Origin of the sequence: Sporosarcina oncorhynchi (genome assembly GCF_033304615.1) — a bacterium.
GTDB lineage: Bacteria > Bacillota > Bacilli > Bacillales_A > Planococcaceae > Sporosarcina > Sporosarcina oncorhynchi.
In genome coordinates this window covers 182434-208829 of sequence record NZ_CP129118.1, presented here as the reverse complement: position 1 = coordinate 208829, position 26396 = coordinate 182434, and the positions used below count along the sequence as shown (strand labels likewise).

At 43.1% G+C, this 26396-nt stretch carries 35 protein-coding genes and 1 pseudogene; 14 read left to right on the top strand and 22 right to left on the bottom strand.

Features of this window, described 5'->3' with window-relative positions:
- Positions 1-17: 17 nt before the first annotated feature.
- Positions 18-1244, top strand: a complete 1227-nt coding sequence (pepT, locus tag QWT69_RS01110) for a peptidase T (RefSeq protein ID WP_317968150.1) — start codon at positions 18-20, stop codon at positions 1242-1244.
- A 363-nt stretch (positions 1245-1607) separates the two neighbouring features.
- Here the strand turns inward: pepT and QWT69_RS01105 are convergent, their stop codons facing one another.
- The 7 genes from QWT69_RS01105 to QWT69_RS01075 form a co-directional block, all read right to left on the bottom strand.
- The gene (locus QWT69_RS01105; protein ID WP_317970839.1) at positions 1608-2687 is read right to left on the bottom strand and encodes an ABC transporter substrate-binding protein; all 1080 of its coding nucleotides are present in this window, start codon (positions 2685-2687) and stop codon (positions 1608-1610) included.
- Positions 2688-2710: 23 nt separating this feature from the next.
- Positions 2711-3517 (bottom strand): ABC transporter ATP-binding protein, encoded by an 807-nt coding sequence (locus QWT69_RS01100; RefSeq protein ID WP_317968148.1) that lies wholly within the window; start codon positions 3515-3517, stop codon positions 2711-2713.
- A 4-nt stretch (positions 3518-3521) separates the two neighbouring features.
- Positions 3522-4343 (bottom strand): ABC transporter permease, encoded by an 822-nt coding sequence (locus QWT69_RS01095; protein ID WP_317968146.1) that lies wholly within the window; start codon positions 4341-4343, stop codon positions 3522-3524.
- Between the two features lie 87 nt (positions 4344-4430).
- Positions 4431-4799, bottom strand: coding sequence for a hypothetical protein (locus tag QWT69_RS01090; RefSeq protein ID WP_317968144.1), 369 nt, complete (start codon positions 4797-4799; stop codon positions 4431-4433).
- Positions 4800-4988: 189 nt separating this feature from the next.
- Positions 4989-5339 (bottom strand): rhodanese-like domain-containing protein, encoded by a 351-nt coding sequence (locus QWT69_RS01085; protein WP_317968142.1) that lies wholly within the window; start codon positions 5337-5339, stop codon positions 4989-4991.
- A 17-nt stretch (positions 5340-5356) separates the two neighbouring features.
- On the bottom strand, positions 5357-6745 hold the full coding sequence (locus QWT69_RS01080; RefSeq protein WP_317968140.1) for an MBL fold metallo-hydrolase: 1389 nt from the start codon (positions 6743-6745) through the stop codon (positions 5357-5359).
- A 101-nt stretch (positions 6746-6846) separates the two neighbouring features.
- Positions 6847-8118, bottom strand: a complete 1272-nt coding sequence (locus QWT69_RS01075; RefSeq protein WP_317968138.1) for an acetyl-CoA hydrolase/transferase family protein — start codon at positions 8116-8118, stop codon at positions 6847-6849.
- Positions 8119-8211: 93 nt separating this feature from the next.
- Between QWT69_RS01075 and QWT69_RS01070 the strand changes: the two genes are divergently transcribed.
- Entirely contained in the window at positions 8212-8919 is a 708-nt protein-coding gene (locus QWT69_RS01070; RefSeq protein WP_317968136.1) for a hypothetical protein, read from the top strand.
- On the opposite strand, the gene QWT69_RS01065 is transcribed toward QWT69_RS01070, so the two are convergent.
- Complete coding sequence (locus QWT69_RS01065; protein ID WP_317968134.1) at positions 8920-9201, bottom strand: hypothetical protein; 282 nt, start codon at positions 9199-9201, stop codon at positions 8920-8922. It lies immediately after the preceding gene.
- 67 nt (positions 9202-9268) lie between these two features.
- Here QWT69_RS01065 and QWT69_RS01060 point away from each other — a divergent pair, with 67 nt between their 5' ends.
- Complete coding sequence (locus QWT69_RS01060; protein WP_317968132.1) at positions 9269-9598, top strand: CHY zinc finger protein; 330 nt, start codon at positions 9269-9271, stop codon at positions 9596-9598.
- 44 nt (positions 9599-9642) lie between these two features.
- Here QWT69_RS01060 and QWT69_RS01055 read toward each other — a convergent pair whose 3' ends face one another.
- Positions 9643-10728, bottom strand: a complete 1086-nt coding sequence (locus tag QWT69_RS01055) for an AI-2E family transporter (protein ID WP_317968130.1) — start codon at positions 10726-10728, stop codon at positions 9643-9645.
- Between the two features lie 249 nt (positions 10729-10977).
- Positions 10978-11826: a VOC family protein gene (locus QWT69_RS01050; protein WP_431312333.1), complete on the bottom strand. Its 849-nt coding sequence runs from the start codon at positions 11824-11826 to the stop codon at positions 10978-10980.
- Between the two features lie 102 nt (positions 11827-11928).
- Between QWT69_RS01050 and QWT69_RS01045 the strand changes: the two genes are divergently transcribed.
- Positions 11929-12258: a winged helix-turn-helix transcriptional regulator gene (locus QWT69_RS01045; protein ID WP_317968126.1), complete on the top strand. Its 330-nt coding sequence runs from the start codon at positions 11929-11931 to the stop codon at positions 12256-12258.
- Positions 12259-12300: 42 nt separating this feature from the next.
- Here QWT69_RS01045 and QWT69_RS01040 read toward each other — a convergent pair whose 3' ends face one another.
- Complete coding sequence (locus QWT69_RS01040; RefSeq protein WP_317968125.1) at positions 12301-12633, bottom strand: L,D-transpeptidase; 333 nt, start codon at positions 12631-12633, stop codon at positions 12301-12303.
- Positions 12634-13015: 382 nt separating this feature from the next.
- Here QWT69_RS01040 and QWT69_RS01035 point away from each other — a divergent pair, with 382 nt between their 5' ends.
- The 4 genes from QWT69_RS01035 (at position 13016) to QWT69_RS01020 (ending at position 16017) form a co-directional block, all read left to right on the top strand.
- Positions 13016-14473, top strand: coding sequence for an aldehyde dehydrogenase family protein (locus tag QWT69_RS01035; protein ID WP_317968124.1), 1458 nt, complete (start codon positions 13016-13018; stop codon positions 14471-14473).
- A 66-nt stretch (positions 14474-14539) separates the two neighbouring features.
- Positions 14540-15346, top strand: a complete 807-nt coding sequence (locus QWT69_RS01030) for a methyl-accepting chemotaxis protein (protein ID WP_317970837.1) — start codon at positions 14540-14542, stop codon at positions 15344-15346.
- 189 nt (positions 15347-15535) lie between these two features.
- Positions 15536-15670, top strand: coding sequence for a hypothetical protein (locus QWT69_RS01025; RefSeq protein WP_317968123.1), 135 nt, complete (start codon positions 15536-15538; stop codon positions 15668-15670).
- A 140-nt stretch (positions 15671-15810) separates the two neighbouring features.
- Positions 15811-16017 (top strand): hypothetical protein, encoded by a 207-nt coding sequence (locus tag QWT69_RS01020; protein WP_317968121.1) that lies wholly within the window; start codon positions 15811-15813, stop codon positions 16015-16017.
- A 430-nt stretch (positions 16018-16447) separates the two neighbouring features.
- Here the strand turns inward: QWT69_RS01020 and QWT69_RS01015 are convergent, their stop codons facing one another.
- From QWT69_RS01015 to tatA, 4 genes are all read right to left on the bottom strand, one after another.
- Positions 16448-17368 carry an IS3 family transposase gene (locus QWT69_RS01015; protein ID WP_317967982.1) on the bottom strand — a complete coding sequence of 307 codons (921 nt, stop codon included), beginning with the start codon at positions 17366-17368 and terminating at the stop codon, positions 16448-16450.
- On the bottom strand, positions 17365-17658 hold the full coding sequence (locus QWT69_RS01010) for a transposase (protein WP_317967950.1): 294 nt from the start codon (positions 17656-17658) through the stop codon (positions 17365-17367). Before QWT69_RS01010 ends, QWT69_RS01015 begins: the two co-directional genes overlap by 4 nt.
- 206 nt (positions 17659-17864) lie before the next feature.
- The gene (gene tatC / locus QWT69_RS01005) at positions 17865-18641 is read right to left on the bottom strand and encodes a twin-arginine translocase subunit TatC (protein WP_317968119.1); all 777 of its coding nucleotides are present in this window, start codon (positions 18639-18641) and stop codon (positions 17865-17867) included.
- Positions 18642-18651: 10 nt separating this feature from the next.
- Positions 18652-18849, bottom strand: coding sequence for a twin-arginine translocase TatA/TatE family subunit (tatA, locus tag QWT69_RS01000; RefSeq protein WP_431312302.1), 198 nt, complete (start codon positions 18847-18849; stop codon positions 18652-18654).
- 203 nt (positions 18850-19052) lie between these two features.
- Here tatA and QWT69_RS00995 point away from each other — a divergent pair, with 203 nt between their 5' ends.
- Positions 19053-19868, top strand: a complete 816-nt coding sequence (locus QWT69_RS00995) for a flagellin N-terminal helical domain-containing protein (protein WP_317968117.1) — start codon at positions 19053-19055, stop codon at positions 19866-19868.
- A gap of 44 nt (positions 19869-19912) precedes the next feature.
- Here QWT69_RS00995 and QWT69_RS00990 read toward each other — a convergent pair whose 3' ends face one another.
- Entirely contained in the window at positions 19913-20308 is a 396-nt protein-coding gene (locus QWT69_RS00990; RefSeq protein ID WP_317968116.1) for a hypothetical protein, read from the bottom strand.
- Positions 20309-20519: 211 nt separating this feature from the next.
- Between QWT69_RS00990 and QWT69_RS00985 the strand changes: the two genes are divergently transcribed.
- Positions 20520-20714, top strand: a complete 195-nt coding sequence (locus QWT69_RS00985) for a CsbD family protein (protein ID WP_317968114.1) — start codon at positions 20520-20522, stop codon at positions 20712-20714.
- 54 nt (positions 20715-20768) lie between these two features.
- Here QWT69_RS00985 and QWT69_RS00980 read toward each other — a convergent pair whose 3' ends face one another.
- Positions 20769-21251 (bottom strand): general stress protein, encoded by a 483-nt coding sequence (locus tag QWT69_RS00980; RefSeq protein WP_317968112.1) that lies wholly within the window; start codon positions 21249-21251, stop codon positions 20769-20771.
- A gap of 154 nt (positions 21252-21405) precedes the next feature.
- Here QWT69_RS00980 and QWT69_RS00975 point away from each other — a divergent pair, with 154 nt between their 5' ends.
- The gene (locus QWT69_RS00975; protein ID WP_317968110.1) at positions 21406-21633 is read left to right on the top strand and encodes a hypothetical protein; all 228 of its coding nucleotides are present in this window, start codon (positions 21406-21408) and stop codon (positions 21631-21633) included.
- A gap of 79 nt (positions 21634-21712) precedes the next feature.
- Here the strand turns inward: QWT69_RS00975 and QWT69_RS00970 are convergent, their stop codons facing one another.
- The 5 genes and pseudogenes from QWT69_RS00970 to QWT69_RS00955 form a co-directional block, all read right to left on the bottom strand.
- On the bottom strand, positions 21713-21988 hold the full coding sequence (locus QWT69_RS00970; protein ID WP_317968108.1) for a hypothetical protein: 276 nt from the start codon (positions 21986-21988) through the stop codon (positions 21713-21715).
- 107 nt (positions 21989-22095) lie between these two features.
- Positions 22096-22878, bottom strand: a complete 783-nt coding sequence (locus tag QWT69_RS00965) for an ABC transporter permease (RefSeq protein WP_317968106.1) — start codon at positions 22876-22878, stop codon at positions 22096-22098.
- Positions 22875-23192 (bottom strand): DUF4162 domain-containing protein, encoded by a 318-nt coding sequence (locus tag QWT69_RS17285; protein WP_431312332.1) that lies wholly within the window; start codon positions 23190-23192, stop codon positions 22875-22877. Before QWT69_RS17285 ends, QWT69_RS00965 begins: the two co-directional genes overlap by 4 nt.
- Before the next feature lie 30 nt (positions 23193-23222).
- Positions 23223-23720, bottom strand: a pseudogene (locus QWT69_RS17280) (ABC transporter ATP-binding protein); the annotation flags it as partial.
- Between the two features lie 53 nt (positions 23721-23773).
- On the bottom strand, positions 23774-23974 hold the full coding sequence (locus QWT69_RS00955; RefSeq protein ID WP_317968102.1) for a PLD nuclease N-terminal domain-containing protein: 201 nt from the start codon (positions 23972-23974) through the stop codon (positions 23774-23776).
- A 142-nt stretch (positions 23975-24116) separates the two neighbouring features.
- Here QWT69_RS00955 and QWT69_RS00950 point away from each other — a divergent pair, with 142 nt between their 5' ends.
- The 3 genes from QWT69_RS00950 to QWT69_RS00940 all read left to right on the top strand — a co-directional run bounded on the left by QWT69_RS00950 (position 24117) and on the right by QWT69_RS00940 (position 26389).
- Positions 24117-25025 (top strand): EamA family transporter, encoded by a 909-nt coding sequence (locus QWT69_RS00950; RefSeq protein ID WP_317968100.1) that lies wholly within the window; start codon positions 24117-24119, stop codon positions 25023-25025.
- Positions 25026-25121: 96 nt separating this feature from the next.
- Positions 25122-25658 (top strand): RNA polymerase sigma factor, encoded by a 537-nt coding sequence (locus tag QWT69_RS00945; protein ID WP_317968098.1) that lies wholly within the window; start codon positions 25122-25124, stop codon positions 25656-25658.
- Positions 25655-26389, top strand: a complete 735-nt coding sequence (locus QWT69_RS00940) for a hypothetical protein (RefSeq protein WP_317968096.1) — start codon at positions 25655-25657, stop codon at positions 26387-26389. The genes QWT69_RS00945 and QWT69_RS00940 overlap by 4 nt, the downstream gene beginning before the upstream one ends.
- The last annotated feature ends 7 nt before the right edge of the window (positions 26390-26396 follow it).

Genomic DNA, 26396 nt, shown 5'->3' with positions numbered 1-26396 from the left:
AACAGGAGGGGTTTGAATTGAAAGAGAAGTTGATCGAACGGCTGACACGCTATGCAAAAATTGATACACAATCGGATGCGGACAGCACCACTACACCATCCACACCTGGACAATGGGATCTGCTTCATATGCTCGAGAAGGAACTGGCTGAAATCGGCATGGAAGAGATTACACTGGACGAAAATGGCTATCTGTTCGCTTCTTTACCGGCTACGACGGACAAAGACGTTCCCGTCATCGGTTTTTTGGCGCATGTTGATACAGCAACGGACTATACAGGTAAAAACGTCAATCCACAGCGCATTGACAATTATGACGGCAACGATGTCCAATTGAACGCCGATACTGTCATGCCGGTGTCTATTTTTCCTGAATTAAAAAATTATGTCGGTCATACATTGTTGACGACGGACGGCACGACTTTACTTGGCGCGGATAATAAAGCAGGAATCGCAGAAATTATGACAGCGATGGAATACCTGATTGAGAACCCTGACATCAAGCATGGCAAACTTCGTATTGGGTTCACGCCTGACGAAGAAATCGGCCGTGGTCCGCATAAATTTGACGTCGAAGCGTTCGGTGCAAAATATGCGTATACGATGGATGGCGGTCCACTCGGAGAGCTCCAGTATGAGAGTTTTAATGCAGCGGGTGCGAAGGTCACTTGTCATGGTACGAATGTACATCCAGGTTCTGCAAAGGACAAGATGGTGAACTCAATCCTGATTGCCAACGAATTCCAGGCGGCGATGCCAGCCAATGACATTCCGCAATTGACAGATGGCTACGAAGGTTTCGTCCACTTGATGGATATAAGCGGTGTTGTCGAAAAGACGGAGCTGAGCTATATTATCCGCTATTTCGACCGCGAAACATTTGAAGCACGTAAGCAGTTGATGTTAGATACTGTCGAACGCTTGAAAAAAACGTACGGCGACCATGCAATTGAGGTGGAGATTAGTGACCAATACTTCAATATGGGGGAGAAGATTGAACCTGTCATGGAAATTGTCGACATCATTTCGGATGCATTCGGTAAACTCGATATTGAACCGAATATCGTACCTGTACGCGGTGGTACAGATGGTTCTCAACTGTCGTATATGGGCATGCCGACGCCAAATATTTTCACAGGTGGAGAAAACTACCACGGTAAGTATGAATATATTTCCGTCGACAATATGGTAAAAGCGACAGAAGTGATGATTGAAGCGGTCAAGCTTTACGAAGAACGCGCGTAAGGTAGCGGTCTTTTCTGTATTAATGTTTTGGATAGTGATTATTTTAACGCTATTTTTGCTGTAAACCTTAAGTTAAACAGATTGAAAATAGTTTCAAGAGGTAGCTAATTGTAGAGGAGCTTCCTTCTTTATTTTCATGTCGATAAACCGATAAACCTTGGCCAAGCCGGGTGATGCGAGAGGAGCCAATCGACAGCGCTTCTATTCGCGATGGTTGTTGAATGGCACTCTTTTAGCATATCGCCTCTCCTTGCACTAGGTATAGTCGTCTTCCTGAGTGGGATAGGCATGCATAGTTACCAAACTGCTGTCGCGAAGAAAAAAATACCCGTTGTGTGAAATCACACAACGGTTTTTCTACGTTCACTCATATACGCCAATCACTTCAATTGCTTCTTCTACGAGCGACGGATCAACCGCTTTATCGAAATCGATATCCCCTAAAATCGCTCCGTTCGCTTTGTACATATCGTATTGTTTCTTAATGTCCTCTATGAACATCTTTCCATTTGGATCTAGACCCGTTACGAAAACGCGCTCCCATAGTTCATGATCTTTCAATGCAGTGTGCATCACCATAATATCGATGATTTCATCTGTGCCTTGATCTTTGAAAAATGCATCATTGTAATCCCGGACACCTTTTAAATAGGCTGCCATGAAGCGTAAGGAGATTTCATCTTCCCCCATAAATTTCGGTGAGGCAAGCACCATGGCGATTTGTGATTCAGGTGCATAATCCGTCGTATCCCCGAATCGCACATGGAAACCATTTGCAATTCCTTGCGCAATTAACGGCTCGATATTAAGCGCCGCATCAATCGTTCCAGCATCTATCGCCCCGAGCATTGATCCGAAATCAGCCATATGGACATATTCAACATCTTCTTCCGTCAATCCGGCATGTTTCAACATTTCCTCGTAAATATAGCCATCAATTGAATTGCGGGACGAAACCCCAATCTTCTTACCCTTGAAATCGGAGTAATCTTTTATCTCATCGACCATGTGGTTGCCAATGACAAAGGAGAAATAGGACTCGCCCGGCATATTATGCCCCTTATCCGCGATGATCCGTACATCAATCCCTTGTGCGATTGCATTAAAGAATGATGCGGTCGAAACACCACCTGCAATATCGACTTCTCCGGCTGCGAGTGCCGGTAGCATATCATCGCTGTTCGCGAAATCTGCGAAATCGACTTCGATATTATAATCCTCGAAATAGCCTTTTTCTTTTGCAATATAGAAACCTGCCCCTGAAGCGGCTCCATCTTCCGCAATAAGGATTTTCACTCGTTTTTCTAGTGGTGCTAAATCTCCTGACGGTGCCGCGACTTCAACAACGGGTTCACTCGGTTTCGATTCGGTGACCGGTTCTTTAGCCGGCTCATTTTTCGAACATGCCCCCGCAAGCAAAAGGACGGCCGCCAATAACATCATCCATCCAAATAGGAAACGTTTCTTCACGTTTTCTCCCCTTTTCGATCAATTTCTTTCCTCGAACGCTGTACTTCATCTTGTAAATGATTCCAAATGTCGACAAATTGCGCCGCCATGACCGGGTCTTTCCGAATATCCTCGATTGTCCGCGGACGAGGCGTTTTAATATGGATCTGTTCGATGATTTTGCCCGGTTGCGCACTCATGAGTAAAATTCGGTCTCCTAACAATAAAGCTTCATCAATACTATGGGTAATGAAAATCACAGTCTTTTTCGTTTCTGCCCAGATGGACAGCAACTCTTCCTGTAAGATGAATTTATTCTGTTCATCCAAAGCTGCGAACGGCTCATCCATTAATAAGATTTCGGGATCATTGGCAAAAGCCCTTGCGATACTTACCCGTTGCTTCATCCCACCAGATAATTCTTTTGGATACAAATGAGAAAAGCGGTCAAGCCCTGTCTTTTTTAAGTAATACTCCGTGCGTTCCCGGATAATCGATTTCGGCATTTTTCGCATTTTCAATCCAAATGCGACGTTTTCCTTCACCGTTAGCCAGGGGATGATGCCCCTCTCCTGAAAAACCATTGACTGGAGAGGGCGTCCCTCCTGATCTGAATGAATTTCGAATTCGCCCACACTTGGCTGTTCCAATCCTGCCAATATGCGTAGCAATGTCGTCTTGCCACAGCCGCTCGGACCGACGATGCAGACAAACTCCCCGTCGGCGATTGAAAGGGAAATATCGTCGAGCGCCGTGACACTAGATTGTTTTTTATAAAATGCTTTCGTCAACTGTCTGATTTCAATTTTCGCTTCCTTACTCATCCAATTACCTCCAAGGTAACAATTTTTTCTGTAAACCGCGAAGCAACAAGGAGAATAGATAGCCGAAAAATGAAATCATGATAAGTCCGACATACATATCCTTCAACAGGAATGCCTTGTATGACGTCCATATCAAATACCCAATTCCCGAAGTCGCGCCCATCATTTCTGCGGCAACAATTGTCAACAAGGCAATTGCCTGCCCCATTTGAATTCCTTCCAACATGACCGGGAGAGCCCCGGGTAACGCAATCTTGAAAAAGAATTGCACCTTTCCAGCTCCATAATTATTTGCAACGTCCAAATAGATTCGATCGATATTGAGCACACCCGCTGCGGTGTTAATGACGACAGGGAAGAACACACTTCCGGCAATCGTCACGACTTTCGATAAATCACCGATTCCAAATAGGATAATGATGATCGGCAGCAATGCCAATGTGGGAATCGGCATGAGCGCCATAACAATTGGTTGAACAAAATGACGGATTGGAGAATAAAGTCCCATCAGCAATCCAACAATTACACCCGGTATGACGCCCGCAAGAAATCCAGCAAAAATCCTGTACAATGAAATACCGATATGATCAGCCATAGCTCCACTTGAAATCATCTTATAGAAACTGCCCATAATAGCGGATGGCGGCGGGAAAAACCGAATATCAATCATACCCGTCCTCGACATCACTTCCCATAACACCAACAGGAAGATAGGTGAAGCGATCGTCAACAGCTGTTTATACCGCTCTTTCGACTGCCGTTGCCTCCACTCCCGCTGTTCCACCGCAAACGGATCATGCTCAACTGTCGCTCTCTCTTTTTTCAACGTTCACCACCTCTTCATATCAATAATATGTATATGCCTATGGATATGGTTGGGCAGAACGGGTTGGATTTTGGGGAATTCGCGGATTTATTGACGAGAATGGTGGATGAGTTTCGACGATGTTAAGCGGTTTTGGCGGTGGGTTGAGCGGTTCTTGACCGATGTTGAGCGGTTCGAGCGGCAGGTTGAGCGGATTTTGACCGATGTTGAGCGGTTTGAGCGACAGGTTGAGCGGATTTCACCGATGTTGAGCAGTTTGAGCGACAGGTTGAGCGGTTTTTCACCGATGTTGAGCGGTTTGGGCGGTGGGTTGAGCGGTGTTTGACCGATGTTGAGCGGTTTGAGCGACAGGTTGAGCGGTTTCGACGACAGGTTGAGCGGATTTTGACCGATGTTGAGCGGTTTGAGCGACAGGTTGAGCGGTTTTTCACCGATGTTGAGCGGTTCGAGCGGCATTCACCTAACAATGGAAACCACATTCAATACGCGGGACTAGCCAAATCTCCCATCTCCCCCCTGTCGCGCCAAATGCCTTTGACCATTCAATCTCGGTTTTGCCCTTGACCTTCCACAATCCATCTTCCACACCAAAATCGACAAAAAAAGACATCCCTCCATTGGAAGAATGCCTCATACTTAAAACTATTAACGCCAATCAAGCATGCCACCTTTGACGTTCATGACGTTCGAAAAACCCGCTTTACGTAAAATCTTAGCAGCTTGCATACTGCGCATACCGCTTTGACAAATAACGACAGTTTCTTTTGTCTTATCCAATGCACCAAGATTGGATTTCAAGCCTCCGAGCGGGTAGTTCTTAAACTCCCGAATATGATTCCCTTTATATTCTGCTGGAGTACGAACATCGATAAACTGCTTCTTCTGATCCTTTAACATAGCTTTCAAATCGCTCGTCGTTATCGTTTTTACTCCTTTTGGCGGCATCATGCGCCATGCGAAAAACGCAACGATTGCGAGGATAACAATCCATTCCATAGTCGTACACTCCTTTTTTATGAACGGGTAGCTGTATAAGCATTATATCCGCCCGACATTTGTTTAACGGTTTGGAAGCCACGTGCTTTCAAAACACTAGACGCGATTGCTGAACGAACACCGCTCTGGCAATGAACAAGTAGCTTCTTGTCTTCCGGTAACTCTGTTGTACGTAATTTGCCTAGGAATTTATGATGCGCACTATCCAAATGTCCACGATTCCATTCTTCATCATTACGAACATCTAGAACAAAAGTATCTTCATCTTTCATCTCTTCAAGGAAAGCTTCCACTGATAGTGTGTCATATTTCTCTTTCCCCACCCCTTCAAGCAAAGAGGGGTCTGCAAACGCAAGTATATTGTCAAACCCTATCGATTGCAACGCTTTCCGTAAGGCATCCTGATTACTATTTTCAACAATTACGACAAGTTTTTCATCATACCTTACAAGCCAGCCTGCCCAATTCGCAAATGACTTATTAAACGGAATATTGATGGATCCTGTCATAAGATCTGTTCCAGCAACAGCTGCGGGTCTAGTGTCCAAAACAAGAACATGTTCTTCTGAAGCAAGGGCTTCCAGCTCGGATGCTGATGTAAGAGTATCCACTTTTTCACCTTGTAAAATTGTCGGTCCAACTCTGTTCAATCTCTTCATTTCGGCAAAATAAGCCGGTGCTTCCGGTTGGTCTTTCAACAATTCTTCGACAAACTTTTCTTCATCATCAATCTGAAATGCCCAGTTGAAATTCTTTTCATAACCAACCGTCGAGATTGGAACTGATCCTAGCGATTTTCCGCAAGCAGAACCTGCCCCGTGCCCCGGCCAAACGACGAGATGATCCGGCAACTCCTTGAATCGTTGGATAGACCTGTACATATCCCGAGCACCGCTGTCTGCAGTACCACTAATACCTGCCGCTTTTTCCAGCAAATCTGGTCGGCCGACATCCCCAACGAAAACAAAGTCTCCCGTAAAGATTCCCATCGGACTAGTTGCACCGCTTCCCCGATCCGTCAATAGGAATGAAACGCTCTCTGGCGTGTGCCCCGGCGTATGCCATACTTTGAAATCAATATTACCGATTGAGAACGTTGATCCTTCTTTTAGCAACTCAACGTCAATTCCATCCGTATAACTGTACTTCCAGTTCTCATCGCCTTCATCCGACAAATATAATTTCACACCATGCTGAACGGCCAATTGACGTGCACCTGAAACATAGTCTGCATGGATATGGGTATCGGTTGCAGCAGTGACACGCAATCCTTCATCTTTAGCCGCTTGTAAAATATGATCAAATTCACGAGGTGCATCGATAACCACCGCTTCCCCAGTACGTTGACACCCTATCAAATAAGCGTTCTGCGCTAGATTGCTATCTGTAAAAGATTTAAAATACATTCATACCCCTCCTAGTATTCTTTTATCTAATATACTACCGGGGGTATATAATTACAATCGTTTTGCTCCAAAAGAAAAAGAGCTGTTTCCAGCCCTCTCCTTTAATCAATCAAGCCAAATGCTTTTGCTTCATTCGTTAATTGTGCCCTGAAATTCGGATGTGCAATGCCAATCAATGCTTTTGCCCGTTCTGAAATTGGTTTGCCATGCAAGCGTGCGATTCCATACTCTGTCACTATATTATCCACTTCGTTCTTTGAAGTCGTTACAATCGAGCCAGGGCTCAAATGCAAATTAATGCGCGAAATCGTGTCATTTTTTACTGTCGAATGCATGCATACATAGCCTTTTCCATACTTCGATAATCGAACTCCTCTCGCAAAGTCCGCTTGTCCCCCGCTGGAAGAATAATAGCGTCCGCCTACTGTTTCGGAAGCACATTGTCCATACAAGTCGACTTCTGTCGTTGCATTAATTGACACCATCCGCTCTTCCTTCGCAATTTCAAATGCACTGTTAACGAGCCGGACAGGTAAAAATTCGACAGACGGGTTATTATCGAGGAAATCGTACAGTCGCTGTGTTCCAAAGGCAAACGTCGCGATAATCTTACCTTTGCGTGTCGACTTGTGCATGCCGTCCACGGCCCCTGCATTGACGAGGTCCACGATTCCGTCCGTCAGCATTTCCGTATGGATACCCAAATGTCGCCGATCCTTCAACTGGCTCATAACCGCATTTGGAATCGCACCAATGCCTATCTGTAATGTATCGCCATCTCGTATATCATCGGTGATGAATTCTGCGATTTTACGATCCTTCTCCGTGATGATAGGAGATTTCTCTACAATTAACGGTATATCGTTTTCCACGTAACCAGCAATTTGACTCACATGTATAACGTTCTCACCAAATGTACGCGGCATATATTTATTCACTTCAAGTACAAATGGCACTTCACCGATAAAATCTGCCACGTAATCTGCCTGTGTACCGAGCGAAAAATAACCGTGTTCATCCATAGGAGATGCAACGGCCATAACAATCGGTTTACTCGTCGTTTTTTTCAATAGCGTGGACACTTCCTGAAATGCATTCGGAATCAATTCCACATGTCCGTCCCAATATGCCTTCCTTGTCGCACCACTTAGAAAGTAGGATATGTGGGAAAGATGTCCTTTCATTTCCCCATTAATGTACTTCCTCTCGCGCATCGCCAACATTTGATGCACTTTCACATTTTGTAGACTTGTATAGTTCTCCTCAAGCATATCAAGCAACCGATGTGGTTCGCCGTTTCCTAGCGGAAGAATAAGATCTGTTCCAGGTTCGATCAAACCTAGGAACGCTTCAAGTTCAAGACGGTTCGTCATAATTGGACACTTCCTTGATTTTCTTTTCAGTATATCGCAGACTGAGCGCTCGCTCAACTTGTTGACGAGCGTAAATCTATTTATACTAGAAGCATGACAAACTTAACGAGTGAACAAATCAGACAACTGAATAGTTATAGTACCTATCTGACGCCAGCTGCCTATCCGCTATTTACACTCGAAGACTTATTGATGGACGAAAAGACAGCGGATTGCTTGAATGCTGTGCAAGCTGTAAGCGGATGCCCGAATTCGACAGTGACCGCCTCATTTTTCATGCGGCGAATTGGCATGTTCGTGTCGATGCAACTGTACAACCTAGCCGCTTATGACGAAGTGTGGGACGGGAATGCGAACGCCCTGTACTTTGGCGCAACTGAAGAATATGGAAATCGGACAGTTAGCATTTACGCGAAGGAAAGCGATTGGCAATCCTTTGATGAGGATGAACATGAAGTCGTTATCCGAAAAATTCTGTTGCAGGTGGACGCGATTATTCGCCAGCTGCGGACAGTCTCTTCGATTTCTCCATTGACATTATGGGAGAATGTCTTCGGTTTCCTGCTCTGGCACTATCATGTACTTCTCGGAAATCCTGGGACATCTCAGGAAGCACGTGCGGATCTGGACATTTTGTTAGATGCTCACACATGGACCGACATTGCCCCTCGTTCTTTATTTGCAACGTACTTGAACGGTCGCGAGCCATCCAATTTGCTGAACACGACTGTGCGGACGACTTGCTGCCTTTCAAAAGATGTACCAGGGCTCATGCAATGCGGGTTCTGTCCGCTAAAGTAATTATTCTTTATTCCTGAGAGCCAAATAGGACTGTTTCAACGAATACACAGTACCGATTGTCGCACCACTGTAAAAAAAGCCCATGAAGATGCCTGCCGATAAATTGCCTCGATGGCTAATGAAAATAGATAGTACTAACGCAAACACAGTTGCAACGGTAGATAACCAGCTCTCCGGCACTTTGAAAACCCAATGTGCGACGAGGACAATAACCAACAAGACAGGAATTGCCCAAACGGCATCCCAAATATTTGTATGGATAATCGGAAATTCAGTCAACATATCAACAACCCTTTTCCAAATAGGCTGTCCGAAATGACGTGAATTATGCAAACAGGAGTGAGAATCATTGAATTGTAAAGGTCATGAAGTAAAAGGCAGCGTTATTGACAATGAAACGCGTTGTCGACACTATCATTCAACGCTCGACATTATTGCGATTAAATTTTACTGTTGCGGAGAATACTTCCCGTGTTTCGAGTGTCACGAAGAAGCAGGGTGCGGCAATCCTGCAGTTTGGCCTAAAGAGAATTTCCAAGAGAAGGCGATACTTTGCGGGGCTTGCGGGCACGAACTGACAGTTGATGACTATTTAGTGTGTAAATCTGAATGTCCCAAGTGTAGAGCGAACTTTAATCCCGGTTGTGAATTACATAGAGAATTGTATTTCGCAGTATGAAGTGTAAAAGCCCCCACAAACGTGGAGGCTTTACCATTTTTCATTTATTCTTTTACATCTTTCGTAGCGGCATTTTTGATTTTCCTGCGCTGTTCATAAATATTGAGTACGATCACTTTCAATACCGCATAGAACGGAATGGCAACAATGATTCCGAGGAATCCGGCAATGTTACCCGCAGCTAAGATAATCGTAATGACCGTCAGCGGATGGATATCAAGCGTTTTCCCCATAACATTCGGTGTAATAATGTTACTGTCAATCTGCTGCGCGACCAACGTGACGATTCCGACAGCTATGACGAGCTTAGGATCTTGTGTATAGGCAATGATAAGAGCTGGTACGACAGCAATCCATGGTCCGATGAACGGAATCAGGTTCATGAATAAAGCAAAAAGTGCCAACAGCAACGCATAATTCACGCCGAATATCCAATAACCGATGAAGATAAGCGTAGCCAAAATTGCACTGATAAGAAACTGGCCTTGTATATATGAGCGCAAAACATGGTCGATGTCACCCAATGTCTTCTTCACCCATTCCCTGCGCTGCCCCGTGAACCGATTGTAAATAATCGGCGCGAACTTCTCATGATCCTTCAGCATGAAGATGAAGAAGAACGGAACGAGTACTAACAGAAATACCGCCTGGAATAAAGATTGAATGAACGTGACAATCCATTTACCAAAATTTAGAGCGATAGACTGTATGGAGTTTGCTGCATCATCAAGTGATTTCTCTAACGTTTTCGGAAGATTACGCTTCTCCTGTAAAAGCATATCTTTCATCTCATTGAAATCCTTTGTGAGTCCGGGTGCATTTTCAACGAAGTTATTTACCTGTCTCGTTACATGCGGGCCGATAATTGCACCAATCCCCCAAAGTACAAGTACTAATGACACGATAATGGTGATCATGCTCGCCCATCTAGGAAACTTTCGGTTCTCCAAAAACCGCTGTATTGGCTCTGTCATGTAATAGAGCACCCCGCCAAGCACAAGCGGTAAAATGACGGTCTTGATGATGATGACCACTGGACCAAACAGGAAACTGATTTCCAGGAAATACTTAATGATTAATATAGCCAGTAAGATTCCGACCCCGACCTGGAACCACAATTTCTTCGTCAACTTCTCACGTCCTTTAACTTTCTGTCTAATAGTACAAGTATACGTTTTTTTACGAGTGGTGTCGAAAATAGTTTCATACTTTTTGATTAATTAAATCGAAATAAGAGGGGCCTTCTATTTTTTCGTTAGAGGAACATACCGACATTACATTCACATGTAAACAATGAAATGGATATTGCTATTATTTCCTGACTAATTAATAGAGCAAGTCCATGCAGTTCATTCAAGAAAGTCTCTCAAGGAAAACGTTCATTTCCCCACTCTTAGGACGATACGATTTCCAGATGGATCTTTCACAATAACTTTTGCATCCACTTGTTGTACATCTCCCTCTATCTCTTGGACATTTCCAACTGCTTTTTGCAACGTTTTTTCATTTGGATAAATGAGCGTAAATGCCTTCATCCCGGCACTGCCTTCAGAAGGGCGAGGTGCATTTTTCCCATTCCATGTGTTAACAGCGATGTGATGATGGTAGTTTCCATTGGACATGAATAATGCTTGTGGATAACGGCTAACCACACTAAATCCCAGTGCTTCGTAAAATCCTTTCGCTTTTTGCAAGTCGGCAACATGTAAATGAATATGCCCCATGACTGTACCTGTTGGCAGACCATTCCATTCCTGATCTCCACTTTCCTCGACCACAGCTCTTGCATCAAGTGGGTCTGTGCTCATGGTTACAAGGTTATCCTCCCAATGCCAAGTTCCTGATTCACGATCACAATAGATTTCAATTCCATTCCCGTCCGGATCCGATAAATAAAGCGCTTCACTTACTTGATGATCTGAAGCTCCTAATGGGATATGGTTCCTTGAAAAATGTTTGATTGCTGCTCCAAGATCAGCTCGTGTCGGAAGCAATAGGGCTAAATGGTAAAGTCCTGTCCTTCTTGGCTCTTTCGTCAGAACAACTTCGGATTGTTCTAATATGAGCAAAGGTGTGTAGCCATCTGCGGTCAATACTACTTTCTGAGCTTCCCTTTCCAAAATGCTAAATCCAATAATTTCTGTGTAAAAGCTTGTTAATTTTGCAAGATCAGTAACATTCAACTGAACTTCTCCTGTATAAATGTATGGTCGTTGATGAAATTCCATCATTCATTCCTCCCGGTAAGTTACTTACTTTATGTAACTAACTTTATATGTTAGAATATAAATTGTCAATAACAAATGCTTTCACGCGAAAGGATAATTTATATGAATAACTTTGAACTATGCCCACGTTTCGAAAAAGCCGTTTCTATATTGAGTCAACGATGGACAGCATTAATTTTGTATCAACTTATGTCAGGGCCTCAACGGTTTTGCACGATGACGGAGAAATTGGGTGTAAGCGGAAAAACATTGACGGAGCGCTTGAAGGATTTGGAACAACGAGGGTTTGTCATTCGTGAAGTATTCCCAGAAACACCCGTGCGCATTGAGTACTCGTTAACCGCTAAAGGAATGTCTTTGACTCCAATCATGAAAGAAATTGAGGATTGGTCGAGTAAATGGATTGACCTTGATTCTACGAATGCTAAATAAGGCCGACTGCATCCTAATCAGCCGGCCCATTTATAAACACGCTCATCTATGAATTTTAACTGTCGTCCCCACAAGCACCATTGATGAAAGTTCGAGTACATCCTTATTATGCATACGGATACATCCATGAGACACACTTTTTCCAATAGACGACGGATTATTCGTACCGTGGATCCCGTAATGCGGCTTGGACAACCCCATCCAAAAAGCTCCAAAAGGTCCTCCTGGATTCAGCTGTTTATTAATAATGACATATGTCCCAGGCGGGGTTGCCGTCACCATCTTCCCAACTGCAATCGGGTATTTTTTAATTAATTTATTACCTTCATACAATTTCAATTCATGTTTCACAGTGGATATATCAATCCAACGCATAGTAAAACCGCACTCCTTTTTTCTATATAGTATGAGGAGGCGGTTCTATGTGTAAATTATAGGTGTGATCATGAACGTTTTTCATATCTCCCCCATTAATCGCTCTCGGTCGAACATAAGGGTCCATCCATTTCGCGACCTTTTTCACTTGAACGAAACATTCAAATCCCCCTTCTCCATTCTGCTAGCGAATACATACCATTTCTTGTTCCATTTCGTTATTTAATAATCGCTATAAATAAATCTATGATAACTTCAATACAATCACACTCTATTTTATAAATATCTTCATAATACTTTATTAGTGCTAAAGATTATTTGCTTTTTGACGATAGTAAAAAGGATGGATATAAAAAATAAATTTCATCACAGGAGGAAAGTCATGCTAACGATACAATCACTAAGCAAGCAATATATTAACGGTATTTGGAAAGATGGACAAAGCAGCAAACAACTTACGAACGTTAATCCTTATAATGGTGAGGTTCTTTCTACCCTCGCTATGGCAACTACACAAGACATCGACCATGCTTACCAAGCTTCTTTCAAAGCTCAAAAAGAGTGGGAAAAAGTAAATGCATATAAGAAAAGAGCAATTTTAGAAAATGCTGTTACATATATCGAAGATCACGAAGAAGAAATTACAGAGCTGATCATTGATGAACTAGGCGCTACCCGACTGAAAGCGGCATTTGAAATTGGCCTTGTTAAAAATATAATTAAAGAAGCAGCAACGTTCCCATTACGAATGGAAGGAAAAATCTTACCTTCTATTGAGGACAATAAAGAAAACAGACTATATCGTATTCCTGTAGGTGTTGTAGGCGTTATTAGCCCATTCAATTTCCCATTCTTCTTATCTATGAAATCCGTAGCACCTGCACTTGGCGCGGGTAACGGCGTTGTTATTAAGCCTCATGAAGAAACACCGGTTATGGGTGGAACATTAATCGCAAAAATCTTTGAAGAAGCCGGCGTACCAACTGGGCTGTTAAATGTCGTTGTGACGGATATAAACGAAATTGGAGATGCTTTCATTGAACATCCAATTCCTCGTATCATTTCATTCACTGGCTCTACACAAGTAGGAAGTCATATCGGGCAAGTTGCAATGAAACATTTTAAAAAGCCAGTTCTTGAGTTGGGTGGTAACAGTGCATTTATCGTGATGGAAGACGCTGATATCGATTATGCTGTCACAACTGCAACGTTCAGTCGTTTTACACATTCAGGTCAAATCTGTATGTCTGCAAATCGTATTTTAGTACACGAAGACGTATATGAAGAATTCGTTGAAAAATACAAACAAAAAGTATCTTCATTAAAAGTGGGCGATCCAAGAGAATTAGATACAATCATCGGTCCTGTCGTGAACGAACGGCAAGCAAGTAATTTAAGCACACAGATCGAAAATAGCATTAAAGAAGGCGCGTCCATTATTTTACAGGGATCCGTCGAATCCAATTTGATGGCACCGACAATTATTGGAAATGTAACACCAGATATGACAATCGCCCAAGAAGAATTATTTGGACCTGTCGTCTGTATACTCTCTTTTAAAGATAAACAAGAAGCGATTGATATTGCCAACGATACACGGTTTGGTCTAAGTGGAGCAATTCATACTGCAAACGTAGAAACGGGTGTAGAAATGGCGAAGAATATTCACACAGGAATGATTCATATAAACGATATTACAATACATGATGAGCCAATCGTAGCGTTTGGCGGAGAAGGTCAATCAGGAATCGGGCGGTTAAATGGTCAATGGAGTCTAGATGAATTTACGACAATGAAATGGATTTCAGTAAGCTATGGCCAACGCCAGTTTCCGTACTGATGAAAAGGGGAGAACGTTTTGAGCTCAGCAGAAATAGATACAAATGAAGAAATCCTGAATGCTTTCATGAAAATCGCACCTTATTTAAACACATTAATTCAAGACGATATTACTATTGGTATTTATGATACTGAAAAATTACTACTAAATATACCGGGTGAAACATTTGCGTTAAATGTTCAAAAAGGTGACCCTTTGGTTGCGGGTGATATCGTCACTGATGCACTGCGACAAAACAAGCCGAAAAGTGCATTGGTTCCCAAAGAACTTTTCGGTTTTCCTTTAATCGCTAGAGCCATTCCGTTGCATGACAACACAGGCAAAGTAATTGGTGGCGTAGGTATCGGAACAAGCCTTGAAAAATCGAATAATCTATTCATGGTTGCAGAAAGTTTATCGGCAATCGTTGAAGAAACAGCGGCTTCGCTGGACGATATCGCTTCCTCTGTTTCCAAGCTAGCCGACCAAGTGGAAAATGTTTCAGGTCTTATTACTCAAGTGACGGCAGGAGCAACTGAAATCGGTGAAATTTCTACGATTGTTCGTGGCATTTCAGATCAAACGAATCTGCTCGGATTAAACGCGGCAATTGAGGCGGCAAGAGCCGGTGAGCACGGAAAAGGCTTTTCGGTTGTAGCAAATGAAGTACGTAAACTAGCTACTGACTCAAAACAAAACGTTTCACAAATTGATCATGTTACAAAAAATATTAGCCGTTCTATTATGGAGTTATATGAAGCTTTTACTGCTATCAATGAAGTGACGACTAATCAAGCAGCTACAATTCAAGAAATTTCTTCAACCGTGCAAGAAATTAACCGTAATGCACAAGAACTTTCTGATATGGCAGACAGTACGCGTTCTCTTAAATAAGCAGTAGCCGCTATAAAGATTTAATAGCAGAACAAATGAACTCACAATTTTAGGTGGTTGACATATATCTGATGCCATTGAGGTTAGTTGACAATCTCTATGTCAGTTATTTAATTTTCATGGATAATATGCAATTTTAAGGGCACCTTAACAATGATCCAAAATCCTTAGTGAGGAAGGTGAATTTTTATGAAAAAGATGGCGATAGCGGCATTAGGCATCGGAGCGGCCTATCTGATGCGTAATAAAGATGCCAGAGGAAAGCTGATGAAACAGTTTGAATCCCTCGCAGACCCACTCACCTCAAAAAAAGGATCAGCATAAAAATTCTTTCTCACGGAAAAACCGGCATCCTCTCGGGGGTGTCGGTTTTTCAGTGTAATAACGTTATTCATGACAGTTTTGCTGTTTAGTTTATTGCCAATCGGGAATTGAAAGATATTACGAAGTAGGAGGAGATACTGATGAAAAAGAGAATGGCGTTGACAGCTCTTGGTTTAGGAGCTGCCTATTTGATGCGTAATAAAAATGCACGCGAAAAATTAGCTGACCAGTTCGATTCATTCGGCTCTACACCGATGCGTGGGGAAAAGTCCAAAACGCAAAGGGGTTCCGGCCCTTCCACTACATCTGAACGGAATAAAGGCATTTTGGGCGGCTTATTCAACTAATTGTTGGGAAGTAGAATAGTATTTACAAAAAGGAGATAACTGCATACTATGTGAGTCTCTCCTTTTTGTATTGATGCACCTTTATAATACTTACGTATAAAATCGGCAGAACTGCCGTTGCGATAATGAGTGCAGTCCATCCCCTTTTTTCAACCTACACCCGAATCCGCTCAACCTACACCGTGAACCGCTCAACATACACCGGAAACCGCTCAACATACGCCGGAAACCGCTCAACCTACACCGTGAACCGCTCAACCTACACCGTGAACCGCTCAACCTACGCCATAAACCGCTCAACCTACACCGTGAACCGCTCAACATACGCCATAAACTGGTCTTCTGTCAAGAAAGTGGACAAATTATTTTGAGCGCTTTTATTATGAAATGCCTACCGCGCTTCGCTTGCTGTACTATCATGGAAGAACAGTTATAAAGCCAACTGTTCTTCCATGATAGTTGCGGATGGTTTCTGAGCGTTTTTCTTAATGGATTCCTGATACATTAATTCAAACTGATTAGGTGACGTGTAATTTAATGTAGAATGACTGCGTTTTTCGTTGTAGAACGAAACAATATAGTCTAGGACGGTTCTTTCAGCCTCATCTCTAGTCTTGAATTTACGACGATAAATCAGTTCTTTCTTGATAGTCGCATGGAAAGATTCGATACATGCGTTGTCGAAACAGTCACCTCTGCGGCTCATACTAATTTCACATTTCTTCTCTTTCAGAAGTTCGATGTAGTCATTGGATGTGTATTGACACCCTTGATCCGAATGGTGGACCAGTCCCTCTTCTGGTTGGCGGAAGAGAAAAGCTCGCACTAGGGCTAACCTTGGCAATTCTTTTGATAAGCTCTTGTCAAGATTAAATCCAATGATTTTACGGGAAAAGAGATCCATTACTGTGGCCAAATATAACCAGCCTTCACTTGTCCAAATATACGTGATATCGACTACCCACACCTTATTAGGTTCGTCTGTATTAAAATTACGATTTAACAGATTTGGATAGATTAAGTGCTCAGAATTAGATTTGGTCGTAACTGTGTAGCGCGAAGGCATTGTAGCGCATAGACCAAGCTCACGCATGTAATTACCTACGGTCTTTTCAGATAAGACCATGCCAATCTTGTCAAGTTCCTTATGAATACGAGGACTGCCATAAACTTCTCTGTACTCAAAGAAAATCTGTTGGATGTACTTCAACGCTCCTTCTTTCTTCTTCTGCATGTCGCTTTGGTTTTTTTCTCGCCACTTATAATAGCCGCTGGTTGATACTAGAAGGACTTCGCACATCTTATTCACGCGGTATTGATTCCGATGATCTTCAACGAATTGAAAGATCACTGCGGGTTTTTCGAAAAGATGTGCATGGCCTTTTTTAGGATTTCATTCTCTTCCTTCAATTCCTGTATTTCTTTCTCAAGCTTACGTTGTTGTTTAAGCTGTTCGGTCGGCGTCATATACTCCTTGCCGCTCCGCTCTGCTTGTGCTGCTTTTCGGTAGTCACTGACCCATCTCCGTAAGGAGCTAGGAGGTACATCCATCTCCCTGCATAAGTCAGTTTGTTTCTTACCTTCCTCTACTACTAATTTAACAAGATGTTCCTTTAATTTATCATCGATTCGTTTACTCATAAGGACACACTCCGATCAGTTAGTTGGTTAACTCTATCCAAACACGCTCATTGGGTTGTGTCCACTTTCTATACTAGCTTCAAAACCGCTCAACCTACGCCATAAACCGCTCAACATACGCCGGAATCCGCTCAACATACGCCGGAATCCGCTCAACATACGCCGTAAACCGCTCAACCCCCCAATAAAACGAAAAAGCTCCTTCATTAGCAAGGAACTTGATCGTTTTTCTTCTTTTCCATATGGACAACAATAAGGATGCTTGCTTCATACAACAAAATCATCGGTATAAGGACAATGAGTTGGCTGACGAAGTCGGGTGGTGTAATAAGCGCTGAAATAATGGCTAGCGCAATATACGACCATTTCCGTACTTTCTTCAACGTGCCTGCTGTTAAAATATCAATTGCGGCCAAAAACATTGCGACAATTGGGAGTTCGAAAAGCAAGCCGATTGGCATTGTCGTCATGAGCAGGAATTTTGCATACTCCTGTGCAGATACCATAACCGTGAAATTCATTGAACCAATAGAAACTAGAAAGCTGTAGCTCAACGGGTTGACGACAAAATAACCAAACGCCAGACCTGCGACGAATAGCAACAGCATAACAGGCGAATACAATCCTATGAACCGACTTTCCTTCTCCAACAGTCCCGGCTTGGCAAATTGCCATAAATAATGACATAGAAAAGGGAGCGACAGGCCGAATGACAACGCAAGTGACAGGGACATGTAAAATGTCACGACTTCCAGCGGACCAAGGACAATCAATTCATGCCCACGCGTGACGGCAGGAAACCAAATATTGATTGTCGAAAAAACCAGAATAAAAAATGCGATGAACGTCACAGCACTTTTAATCAGTTGCTTTCGCAAATCGGTGAGATGATCGACAAGTGTCGGTTCCAACACCGTTGTCCCATGGTCATTATCAGTCACAGCATCTACAACAGGATGCTTGCCTTCTTTTTCGGATACCATATGATCACCTTCATGCACGATCTATTTTTTTCGGTTCTTCCTGTTTGACTTCATCGTCATCGATGATGTCACGGGCGGACTTTTTGAACTCAGCCAACGTCTTGCCGACGGCGGATCCGACTTCAGGCAATTTCCTTGGACCAAAAAGGATGAGAACAATGACGAGAATGATGATTAAACCGGGAACTCCAATAGCCGCCAAATTCACAATGAATTCCTCCCTTCCCTGACATGTGTATTTCTGCATCATGTTCTATGTAAGCATGTCCGTTTTCTTATACGTTTCATACAAAACATGTAACATTAAAAAAGTACCTATCAGAAAATTAGGTTAGTTACTCAATAATTGTTAACATTATCCAGAACTTGCCGATAATAGAACTACTAATCCATACGAGAGGAGGAACTTCGATGCTTGGCAGTTGGAGTGCGATGGGATTGAACATCTTGCATAATATGAATAGCCATAACCGGCAGATTTCACTGTCGATGGAAAGGCTCTCTTCAGGCATGCGCATTAACCGCGCGGCCGATGATCCTGCGGGACTCGCTATTTCAGAAAAGATGCGCGGACAAATACGCGGACTTCAAATGGCGCAACGCAATATCCAAGATGGCATTTCGCTATTTCAAACCGCTGAAGGTGCGTTGAATGAAACCCATTCCATGCTTCAGCGCATGCGCGAATTAAGTGTACAAGCAGCCAATGGCACATTAACGGATTTCGACCGCCAACAGCTGGATCTTGAATATCAAGAACTAAAAAAAGAAATCCAACGGACCTCAACAGATACCGAGTTCAATACGATTCCATTATTGGACGGATCCAAGGGCACATTCAAAATTCAAGCAGGCGCGAATGCAGGCCAATCCATCGAGTTCTCCATCGACAATATGGGAATCGATGCCTTGGACTTGGAAAGTTCCTCCATCGCAACTCAAAGCGGAGCGGAAGAAAGCATTTCCTACTTGGATAACGCCATCAATAAAGTCTCTTCAGAACGATCTAAAATGGGTGCTTACACCAATCGACTCAGCCACGCCTACAATAACGCAACAACAATGGAAGTAAACTTGACCTCCGCTGAATCCCGCATACGGGACGTCGATATCGCTAAAGAGATGATGGCACTCACTAAAGCGAGTATTCTATTACAAGCCAGCCAGTATATTCTTTCCTTGCATATGCAGCAGGCTCAATCGGTACTTCAATTGCTTAGACAATAAACGACATGAAAAAGGAAGCGGACAGAATAACCCGCTTCCCTTCATCAATCTTCAAAACCTAATATCGGTACCCGGTCTTCTAAAATCGATATTTCCTCAATAGGAATTTCAATACTAAATTCACCCATCCCATGTGGGCTCACATCTACCTTTTTTGCGGCATACGGGTTATTTGTCACAAGTGTAATCATGCCTGTTTTTTCATTATAGCTTTCCATAGAAAAGCGGTACCCCGAAAGAATCGCATATGGGAAAATTTCGTAAGCATCCTCTAATTCACTTAGTATTACTTCTTTGAAGAAAACATTCCGTCTACCTAAGCTTGTAAATCCGTTCTCTATATCAATCTCATTATCTGACTGGAGAAAATACTTACGCTTCTGAGAAACCACAGGATACTCTTTCCCATTCCAAATCGCAAAACGACCTTTTCTAAACATATTCATCTCCTCCAAAAATTTCATGTCCTTACATCCATTATAGTAAATCCCCATTTGTTCTGAACATATCCGTTTCTTCACATTTGTACACATATGCGCTCAGGACTTTTTGCTTAAACACTTCCGTTGAAAACATTCAGAAATGTTTCAGGTTTAGCCTTACTTCTATGGGGTATCCAATAACTACTACTAGATGAGGAGGCTATCAACAATGAAAGAGAATGGTTACTCAGATAAGGTAAAAGGTGCTGTTAATAAAGTTAAAGGTGAAGCTAAGGATCAGTACGGCAACGCTACGGGCGATGCAAAGCTTCAAGCCGAAGGTAAACTGGATAAATTAAAAGGTAATTTACAAGACAAGGTCGGCGACTTCAAAGAACGCCATAACGATAACAAAACTGATTAACCTGCTTGTATTAATGAAAGGCTGTCCCTCTACTAGGGATAGCCTTTTTTTCTTTTAGAGGTTATTCGTGTTAACACGTGGCACTGATTCTGAATTGGCGTCCCTCGGTTCAATGTCCTCATCATCCGACAGGATTTCTCCACTGTCTGTCATTGTTGCACTACTGTCCCTGTCAAGTTGGTCACTTAGCGGCTGTAGACCGGATTGTCCATCTGGTTCTAGATCTTCGACAAACAAGGCGATTCCCCCGTCTTTCATTTCATTGTAGATATTTTCGGCTTCCGTTTTCGAAAACCCCATATCTTCGAACGTCTTTTGCTCGTCATTCACGAACAACTCTGTAAACCGTGTTAAGAAATTCTTAGCTTCTCTTCCCTCAACAGGTACGGCCGTTTGTTTGCGTAGTTGTGCCATGTCATCATCTGTATGTGCCACGGCTGTAATCTGCTCTTCCCGATAACCAAGAGATGTCAATTCCGTTATCTTGTATAATGCCGAGTCTATGGAAAACAGTGTACCGACATAACGATTATTCATTTGTAAAAACACTCCTATTCTTATTGTCTTTAGTGTACTTTACCCAGAAAGCAAGCAGAAAACACATATCGCAGTGACCGCTCTCCATGTTTACAATTCTTCTAAAGCGTGAATAAGATGTAGACAAGCATCAATTAGGAAGGAAGTGCTTACATTGACTAAGAAAAAAAATTTTACAGAAAAAGATCGAAAAGACGCTGAAGGACCTTTCATGGATAATCCAGAAAATCTCCCGACTGATAAAGAAAGTATCTATGATATGCATGAGGATATGCAGACAGTAGATGCAATTCCCTTGGAGGACGTCCGGATGGAAGAAGAAGAGGAAAATCGTCCACGTGAAACAAAGAGTTCTTCATCCAGCGAAGAAAAATATAAATAAAAACAATGTCCTTTCCAGTCGTGGAAAGGACATTGTTTTTATTTATCGCTTATTGTCGACATTGCCCGGGAAATGACGATTATCCAAATATCCCGGAACTGGCGCCTAAAGCGAATATAGCGATTGAGATGATAATGCTAATAACGAGCATGATACCGATTATCATCAAATATGCTCTTGAGAAATTCCTTCTTTCACTGTTAGCATCCATCGCCCAGACGAAAAGAAGTATAATATTGACAAATGGTACGGCTAATAAAATGAACGTAATAAACCAGCCGCCAATCGACATTTGAGGCGCAATTGACTTTTGAACCGCATTGGCTCTTTGTTCAATTTGAACAGCTTCTTCCAAGATTCCAACCCCCTCTTTAACGTTCGTTGCTCTCTCACGATAGCATCGAAAGGTTAAGAGAACGTTAAAACCTAAAGAATAGTTGTTCTTTTAGAACTATTAGGGGATTACACAGTTGTTTTTGCAGCATTGCGTTTCGCCATGTATGCGCCAAGAGAAAACAACACGACAATTAAGAACACTGTCAGAATTAGACTCATCCAATAACCTGACTCAAACACTTGGCCCTGCAGTGGATAGGTTGCATAAGTGGCCAATTTCCACGGTGAAACCATCCAATACGTGCCTATTACGGTCTCCAGGATTTGAATGACAAGCAGAATGAGAATAGATAGACCCGCAGCAGCACTGGTTGAAAGCCAGGCACTTAACGACAGGACGACTGTAACCGCAAAGACAATCCATACACTATACGTTCCGATAAACGTTAAGACGTCCCCTATTGCAACCGGACCGAATAAAATCCGGATGTAATACCAGGCGGCTAAAAAACCTATCCACAAGCTGCCAAGTACAATTGCATTAACAACAAGCCACTTACTGAAAAAATAACTCGAAAATGATATAGGACGAACATACAAAAGCGTTGCTGTACCGTTTTTTCGTTCACTCGAAATCGCGCCCATGAACGCAAGGATGATAATAAGAATACCGATCAACTGATATTGCCCCATCAACGAAACGAAAATATCTGCCCCTTGGAATTGAGGCCACATGAAATCGGATCCCGCCGGCAAGTTGCCGACACTTTCCATGATCTGAGGAAGATAATAATTTGTGACGGGTTCCAGTATGCCAAAGATCATGAATACAATTGGAATCCAGTACAGCTTATAGTTCCTACTATGTTCGCGCAGTTCTTTTTGCACGAGTACACCCATGTTTTTCATGACGACATCACCACTTTCATGAAAATCTCCTCTAGACTTGCTGTCTGCCACTCCACTTTCCGTATGCGGAAAGAATCCCCATGCAAAACAGCGAGCACTTCTGACATGCTGATGTTCTGTTGCACCGGGTCAATACTGACAAATGTTCCTTTTGATGCAAGTGTCCATGTCGAAAGGGACAAAAATCTCGCTGCTTCTGTTGTGGATTCAAACTCAATCAGAATTCGCGGATTGGCGTACTTATCCTTTATCGAACTAAGCGAACCGTTTTCCACAAGTTCACCTTTTCGCAGAAACAGTAGCTGATCCGTCATTTCCTCCGCATCGTTCAATATATGAGTGGAATAGAGAATCGTCGTCTGTTGTTGCAATTCCTTTAGCAGATCCATTACTTGCCTGCGTCCGACTGGGTCGAGTGCGGATACCGGTTCATCAAGTAGCAATAGTTCTGGTTTATGGACAACGGCTTGCGCCAATCCGAGCCGCTGTTTCATACCTCCCGAAAATGTACCAACCCGTTTCCTCATCGCATCATTAAGACCAACGAATTCCAAGGTTTTCCGCGCTTCTCTTAGTGCTTCCTTCGTTTCCACTCCACTTAGGCGAGCCGCCATTTCCGTGAATTCAAGTGCAGTCAACCATGGAAAGAACTTTGGGTACTGCGGTAAGAAGCCGATGGATGCCCGGCGGTCTTTCTTTGCTTGACCTTTACATAAAATAGATCCTCCCGTTGGCGTGACAAGTCCTGCCAACATGGATAATGCCGTCGTTTTCCCTGCCCCATTCGGACCAATCAAAGCGGTCGATGTCTTTTCTGCCAATTCAAAAGTCATCGCATCCACAACTGTATGCGTTCCGTAAATCTTAGAAAGTTGATTGACTTGCAAAAGTTCTGTCACGATTGCCTCCTCCCGAAGATGAAATAGAGAATCGGCCCTACCGTACCGACAAATATGACAATCAAAACCCACATGATGATTGGGCCATTTGCACGTCGATGGCGCGCCAAGTCTACCAATGCAACAACCATCAAAACTAACTGAAGGATTAGTATTGGCAAGATTAGATTCCAAGGGATTGTTGAAAGTTCTTCCATTACGCTCACTCCTCTTTCATTTGTTATACATGGAGCATAACACATGTTGTTATATGTTGTATAGAACAAATGCGTTATAATCTCAATTTTCTTCTACAACGAGAATCCGTGCTATACTACTGTCTGAACTGGAGGACTTAATATGAAAAACTGGATGTATCCGTTGCTCGTCATTATTGGCGCAAGCAGCTATGGAATTCTTTCCACAATAACTAAATTGGCTATACTAGACGGGTTTACAGCTGCCCAAGCAGTAACAGGTCAATATTATATCGGATTTTTGTTAGCTGTTATTCTGTACATAACGTTTAAAAGAAAACTCCCGGAATTCGGTGGCGGATATACGTTAATCGTTGCAGGACTATTCACCGCATTGACTGGAACTGTATACGGCAAAGCAATTAGCTATATGCCGGCATCTCTTGCAGTCGTCATGCTGTTCCAATTTACATGGATTGGTATGCTTTTCGACTGTATCGCACACAAACGTTTTCCCCAGCGAATCGAAATCATTTCGCTGTTCTTTTTATTAGGAGGAACGATTTTTGCTGCCGGAGTCTTCGATGCTGATCTCAGCGGCATCCCGTGGCAAGGATGGGCGTGGGGAATGGCCGCTGCTGTGAGTTTTTCCGCTTTTCTTTTCATGAATTCGCGACAGGTAGAAGGAATGGATATGCTGACGCGATTACTGTTCATGTCCTTCTTCGCTGCGATTGCCATCACGTTCTTCCAAGAACCTCAAATTCTTTGGAACGGCACATTAGCAGAAGGCTTATGGATATACGGATTGATTTTAGGCATATTCGGCATCGTCCTTCCGATTCTGCTATTCTCGATTGGCATTCCGAAAGTCGGGGCGGGTACGGCTTCTATCTTAAGCGCGATTGAATTGCCGGTTGCAGTGACTGCTTCCGTCATTTTATTACACGAACATATGACGGTATTGCAGATAGTAGGCATTGTCATCATCCTCGTCGGTATGACTTTACCAAGTATTGGACATCGTAAAGGGAAGATGCGTAAGGAGATTTCACATGACCCACTCGGGTGATGTGAAATCTTTTTTTCGTCGAAAACTTTCTGTACGTTTCGCGGGTATATATAGTGAACAGCACAAATCACAGTTGTCTTGAAGGGAGTGCACCGCGTGGAACAACATCATTGGGTCCAACAAATACAGTCAGGCGACCCAGTCGCTTTCCGAAAGTTTTACGAAGCGTATGCCAATGGCGCAATTCGGACGGCTTCGGCCATTACCCGAAACCGCGAATTGGCGAAAGATGCCGTACAAGAAACATTCATCCGGGTGTTTCGGCAAATCGGCAGTTATGATCCGGCACTACCTTTTGATCCATGGTTTTATCGGATACTGACAAACGAGTGCCTGCGGTTGATGGATAAGGAAACATTACTCGTGAAGGTAGAGCCAGCGAACCTTGAGGATAACCCGACGCTTGCAGAGGAATCGTTCGATCAGTTATCGAACCTGTATGACGTCATCCAGTCCTTGGACAATCACCACCGGATCCCTCTCATCTTGAAGTATGTAAAGGGATTTTCAGAAAAAGAGATCGCGGGCATTTTAAACGTCAATCAAAACACGCTCAAGTCGCGATTATTTAAAGCAAGAAAGCAGTTAAAGTTACGGTTGGACTTACCTGGAGAGGAGGATGTGACCCGATGAGCAAGTTCGATGAACGAATTAAAAAGGAATTAACTTCGCGGACTGATGACGATGTGCGTGCATTGGAAGAAGATATTTGGAATGGCATTAATGAGGAGCTATTTGAAAGGAGGACACCCGAAGTGAAGAAGCGGAAAAGGTGGGTTCCTGTCGTCGCAGTCATCGCCGCAGCACTGGTTCTCGCGTTTACTCTACAGACAGAACCTGGATCGGCTTTGATCAAGACGGTGAAAGATATGTTTGTCCCTGAGAAGGAGATCATTCAGAATCTTGAAGGTCAGGATGAGCATACGAATGTTACGTTGAATGAAGGTAAAGACTCTGAATATGTCATTTACGTTGACGAGGAACGCTATAAGATGGTCAAGGGGGGAGACGCTGATGTCATTACGACAAGCGAGCCGCTGCCGGATGGTTATCCTGAAGTGAGTATGGAAATCAGGCAATTTCCGACTGATAAGCCCGAAGACTTGGTAAAGGAAATTGAAGAGGAATTGAAAATCGATTTTCCTGAACTGCGTCCGATGGAAACCGTGACGGAGCCAGTTGAAGGATACTGGTTGCACGGCTTGACTGAATCGGTATGGGACGGAAAAGTGATTGATGTATATGTGATGAGTAACGGCAAAGATGGGAGCTTTGTTATTACAGAGAACTATTTCCTCGAAGCAGCAGAGGGTCACGGCGCGAGATTTACCCATATGCTACAGAGTTTTGAAATTGTCGACTGAACGGATG